Here is a 5,183-nt window from a genome sequence, read left to right as displayed (position 1 = left end):
GGCGGCGGACGTTCTCGGGTGTGTGCTCTGAGCCTGGCTCGAAGATGGCGATGTCGATCTTCTTGTTCGACGACCTGCCGGAGTCTGCGACCTTCACCTTGAAGTCGGGTTCCATGTCGTCGACAGAGAGGCCGTACTCGTGAAAGAGTGCGCGCGCGATGCGTTGGCGGACCGTCTCCTTGTCGTTTTCGGCGACTGGCTTGCCTGTGATGTAGTCGAGGATTTTTCCGTCCTCGATTGCGCTTATCGGCCCAGCGTCTGCGGCCTCCGGATCCAGCTTCACTGCTATGTTCGATTTAGCCATTCTTGTGCCCCTCCTCAGTGAGATCTTCCGACGACGAAGCCGCGCCACCATCGCGTACCCACGCGTCGACGTCTTCGCACTTGAACTTCCAGAAGCGTCCCACCTTGTGCCCCGGCATGCCCTTGGACGTAACCCACGTGTAGACCGTGTCCTTGCTTACGCCGAGGTACTCCGCGATCTCATCCACCGAAAGCCACCTGTCATTCATGAGCACCTTCCGGCCCGAGCCGGCCTCCTGTCGCGCTACATTTTGTCGGTTTTGGTCCAGTTTGCTAGGGTTTGTATGGCTTTACTCCTAGTTGGTGGCCCAACCGGAGTCAAGCGCGCCGAACCAAACTCGCGCGGTCATAGTCAGTTGTGAGCCTCCGCAAGGCACTCCCGGGACGGAAAGATGGGGCGAGAGGTCAGCCCAGGCCGTGCAGCTCGGAGTTCTTTCGATTGCCCCCGGCCTACCTCCGCTTAGACCACACTGGCGTTCCATTGGTTATGATGCAGCCAGCGCCCTTTATTGTTTCGGAGAGTGTGGCACTTGGGGAGGAGGAAGGCCAAGCCTATGACAGGACGTGGAAGCTAAAATCCACTGCCATTTCTACTCTCGACTGACGTAGCCCTTAGAGAGCGCACTGCAAACTAAGCCACAGGACCAACCGCCGAACACCCGCCTCGCGCACGCACGCGCGAGGCGGGAAAAAAAATCTGCGAATGAGACCCCGTGCGGTGAACCCCCGGAGATGCGTTGGAGATCTGATACCCCCTAGGGTTCAGTCAGGTCGGGCTGGGTAAGCTGGGGGTGTCTTAATGGAGTCCTGATCGCCTTCTCTCGCCTCTTCCAACACCTGCTCCAACAGCACCCAATGCCGAGGCCGCTCTTGAAGGAGTATGAGCCTGCGGCCTTCGCGATATCCACGAAAGAACTGAACGCCGTGCTCGGTTGTATACTCTTCAAGGACAAGGAGCCTGCGAAGATCAGCCCACATCACGCGATCTCCTCGAATGCCTCAGGCGGAACACACGGTCCTGGACCCCTTCTTGGCTTACTGAATGCAGGATGCTTGCGCTGGTGACGACCGTTACCCTCTCCCCCCTTTTGGGGGGAGAGGGAGGTAACGTCGTTGGGCAACCCACCAGCCGCATCGTGAGGCCCCGTTGGGTAACTGTGCCGTAATGCATCACTCATGGTAACAGCGTCGCGCGACTTGCTAATCAACCCTTGCCTCTCAAGGCTGTCGAGAGAGGTGCTAAGAGCCTTCCGGCGGGCACTATCACTCTTATGGGGCCATGCGTCCCACATAGCGGCCCGTAACGCGTCTCGGCTTATCACCTCGCCTGCCGGGAAGAAACGAAGGATTGTCTCAAGGACGGCCCTCGTGTCACCAGTGATGTCACGCACTTTAGGCGACGCCTTCATGGCCGGCCGATGATCATCGACTGACAGATCCTCTACGACGCATGTGTGGATCGGATCTAAATTACTGAGCTCAATTTGATAGGGCGCGAGATGGAAGCTAAAGCCCACGCCGCTCACGTCGTTGCGCGCCTTCATCAAGGTCCCTCTGATCTTACCAGTTGGACCAGGGGAGGGGGTCAGCTTGATAACGGCATCGGCCCTATCGAAGAGAACCTGGCTGCCCCGCATGCCGTCACCCCTCTTACCCGTATGATGGACCGCGAGAACAGCGCAGCGATGCTGCTCTGCGAGTTTCAGCAACGCACCAGTTGCTGCCGTCATCGGCCCTGCATCGTCTTGGGATGCGGCGCCAAACGCACCGCCGAGAGTATCCAGTGCTATGATAGAAAGCTTCGTATCAAATTCATGGTTCAGCTGATCAATGGCTCCGCTAAGAACTTCAGCGAAGCCATCAGCATGAACTTCGCCTGGTGCAGGGAGGATCACCATCGGAGTGAACTGGAGGTTCGCACCCAAAGCAGCCGCGGCAGCGACAGCACGAGTTTGAAGACCATGCTGATCTTCGCCTGCAATCAACACAGCAAGGCCACGTCGGACCAGACGCCCACCCCATGCATGACCCGTCGCAATGTGAATGAGCAGGTTGGTCATCAAGAACGACTTACCGGTGCCACTTGGTCCGTACAGGACCGTGAGGCCTATACCAGGAATCAGGCCCGGTACAGCAGAGTTCCGAAAGGGAGCATCTGGGCTCGTCAGGCCTGCTGCGGCTTTGGCGAGAGTAACAGCACGTTCGAGGAGATAGTGGACACGTTTGCTTGGTGCCGCTCTTGGCGGGGAAACAGGTGACATGTAGTTGAAACCTTGCGAGCTAGCGAATGCCGGCATCTCACGCACGGCGTACGTTGGCAGCGCCATGTGAGTGCTCAGCAATCTCGTTAATGATGCGGGGTGGATGGAGTGATGCAGCGTGTTATGTCAGGCGGCGGATGAGGGGCCCGCCGCCGACATACGTCTATGAGAATGCCTCGCTGAATTGAACACGCGGGCGGGTTAAGCTCCCTTAGGAACAGCATTCCTTCTGAGATGCTAAAGCCTATGTGTCGTCCGAGCGAGCGACACGATCGAGGCTCTCTATGGCGTCGAAGACTCTGTCCCAACATATATTAATTGAGCGTGCCTCGGTTAACTCGCATTCGAGTTTAGCTTTGTGTTCAAGAAACTGACAGGCACGATTAGGGTCCTTGCTCTTAATCGCCATCTCGTAGGCAGACCTTGCGAGCGCCAGATCATTTGCAATCTGATCTTCGTTCCTAGTATCCATGGCATACAATCGACCTATCAGTATGTGCACTGTATCGCGCTTCTCGCGGGAATCCTTTGAGCGGAAGGACTTCCGGTTCTGTTCAGTGATAATCATTGCGGGTCCTCTTACGCTGTATGCCCGTTGCTACGATCAAACGTGGCGAGCGGTAAGGACGCAAGGAAACGTTCGAAGTCCGCTTTCAGGATGATGGTACGGCGACCTGCCTTACGCGCCACAAGCGCCCCATCTCGGATTGCTTCATACAGTTTCGATCGGCCAAGGGGGCCTGCTTTCGCGAGCTCGCTAATGCTAAACGCATTTTTTTCAGTCATTCAATTTCTCCGACGGACTTTGATGAGTTTTCCGATGTCCGTGCGGATATTCATCCGACTTCCGGTCGGATAATGCAGCCGCAATTGGCGCAATAGGCGGAGTAACAGCAGGCTGAGTTAGCGACCACCCGAACTGGCGAGTTGCTCAAACAAGCTAACGGCCTCACGCACACACCCTTTTAGGTACGTTTCCTTCGGAGACTTACCGAGTGCCGTTTGACAGAAGCTTTCGACCGCTTCCAACACATCCGACTGAGACCTCCATCCAGGCTTGTCCGGATGTGGGAGTCCGTTGTCATCCAGCTGCTTCAAAATATAATCGAGAATTGCCTGCCTAGGGTACTTCGGCTGGGGGCCCCGTTTCCGCAGAGTTCTCGGCCCATCATTGTTAGTTCCGAGGACAGGTTGAATGTGAATAGAAAATAGCTTCTCGCCTAAGCAGGTTGTTGCTGTTCCAGCCTCATAATTCACATTCTGGATCAATGGCCATTGATCAGGTTGCACCTGTCGGAATGGTTCAAATAAGCTGCACTGACGAGCCCATACGATCGCCCGTCGATCGAGGATGGCCTCATCAAGCATTTCTGCAAGACGCAGCCCGAGCGCTATCAACAAACCCCGTACTTCTTTCAGCTCTCTAGGAAATTTACAGCCGGCACAACTTGCTAATTCACTACGTACGAGGGGCATTGACGCCCCAATATCAACCGTCACATTAGGTAAACTCGGATCGGTGAAAACAAAGTGACCCTTTAATATCCCCGTTCCGGCCCGGTATACCAGTACGTTGAGTGGACCGGCCAGAAGCCGGAGGTCCTCGTGTGCTGATCCTTCAATAATCCGCCAGGCTGGCACGCTGCGAGGCACCATTCCGTTGATAAGCTCATGAAGCGCACGACGCTGTGCCAGAGGATCGGGGGTGTACGCTGGCAGAAATGCGGTGCGCAATTGCGATAGCGGAAGCCAGCCAGGTTGAGACTTGAGGAAAACGCTGACGCTTTCACGGGACATAGGCATCGATTAACTCTGCTGACTGGGTGCGAACCATTCACGTTAAACAGACTCCATGCGCAATATGAATTCTAGTACTTAGTCTAATCTAAGTATTTTCCGACCATATGTCGGATTTTACTCCCCCCGCTTGCTTTATTGTCCGACCGCTCGTCGGATATTCGCGCCACTAAGCCGGAGTTGATGCTTGATCGCCTAGATGCGCTTAACCGTTTGCTTCTAATATTTTGCAACGTCCAACAGATACAATCGAGAAGCCATACTTAGGCACCACTGGCTCTGTGGCAGTCGTGTTGAACCCTGACGATCCCGGCTGCGGCGTACACATCAGGACAGCGGCACATCCTCGCTCAACACCTGAGAACAAGCAGATGAAAAAGCCCCCCGGAAGACGGAGGAGGCTCAGTATGAATTTCGTAATGCGTGTCACAGGCTAGAAGTCCATGCCGCCGCCGGGCATGGCCGGGGCGCCGTTGTCGCGCTTGGGAGCGTCTGCGACCATGGCTTCCGTCGTGACGAGGAGGCCGGCCACGGAGGCTGCGTCCTACAGAGCGGTGCGCACGACCTTCGCCGGATCGACGATGCCGGCCTGGAGCATGTCCACGAACTCTTCGGTCTGGGCATTGAAGCCGAAGGTGTCGGACTTGTTCTCGTTGATCTTGCCGACTACGATCGAGCCTTCCACGCCGGCGTTCTCGGCGATCTGGCGGATCGGAGCCTCAAGGGCGCGCAGCACGATCTTGATGCCGGCCTTCACGTCAGCGTTGTCGCTGGTGAGCTTGGCAACCGCAGCCTTGGCACGCAGCAGAGCCACGCCGCCGC

At 56.3% G+C, this 5,183-nt stretch carries 5 protein-coding genes and 1 pseudogene; all 6 read right to left on the bottom strand.

Annotated elements, in window-relative coordinates; all coding sequences use genetic code 11:
• A partial coding sequence (locus ACXJKO_RS29650; protein ID WP_457094607.1) for a hypothetical protein occupies window positions 1-304 on the bottom strand: 304 nt, incomplete at its 3' end.
• Window positions 297-512 (bottom strand): methylation-associated defense system helix-turn-helix domain-containing protein MAD1, encoded by a 216-nt coding sequence (gene mads1, locus ACXJKO_RS29645; protein WP_457094606.1) that lies wholly within the window; start codon window positions 510-512, stop codon window positions 297-299. The genes ACXJKO_RS29650 and mads1, both read right to left, overlap by 8 nt.
• A gap of 768 nt (window positions 513-1,280) precedes the next feature.
• A complete protein-coding gene (locus ACXJKO_RS29640; RefSeq protein ID WP_457094608.1) occupies window positions 1,281-2,564 on the bottom strand; it encodes an AAA family ATPase in 1,284 nt (427 codons plus the stop codon).
• Between the two features lie 579 nt (window positions 2,565-3,143).
• Window positions 3,144-3,350: a helix-turn-helix domain-containing protein gene (locus tag ACXJKO_RS29635; RefSeq protein WP_457094605.1), complete on the bottom strand. Its 207-nt coding sequence runs from the start codon at window positions 3,348-3,350 to the stop codon at window positions 3,144-3,146.
• A 117-nt stretch (window positions 3,351-3,467) separates the two neighbouring features.
• Window positions 3,468-4,367 carry a hypothetical protein gene (locus tag ACXJKO_RS29630; RefSeq protein ID WP_457094604.1) on the bottom strand — a complete coding sequence of 300 codons (900 nt, stop codon included), beginning with the start codon at window positions 4,365-4,367 and terminating at the stop codon, window positions 3,468-3,470.
• 427 nt (window positions 4,368-4,794) lie between these two features.
• Window positions 4,795-5,183 (bottom strand): annotated as a pseudogene (locus tag ACXJKO_RS29625) (TCP-1/cpn60 chaperonin family protein); the annotation flags it as partial.

It is taken from the genome of Microvirga sp. P5_D2, assembly GCF_054049475.1.
This window is presented reverse-complemented; position numbering and strand designations above follow the sequence as displayed.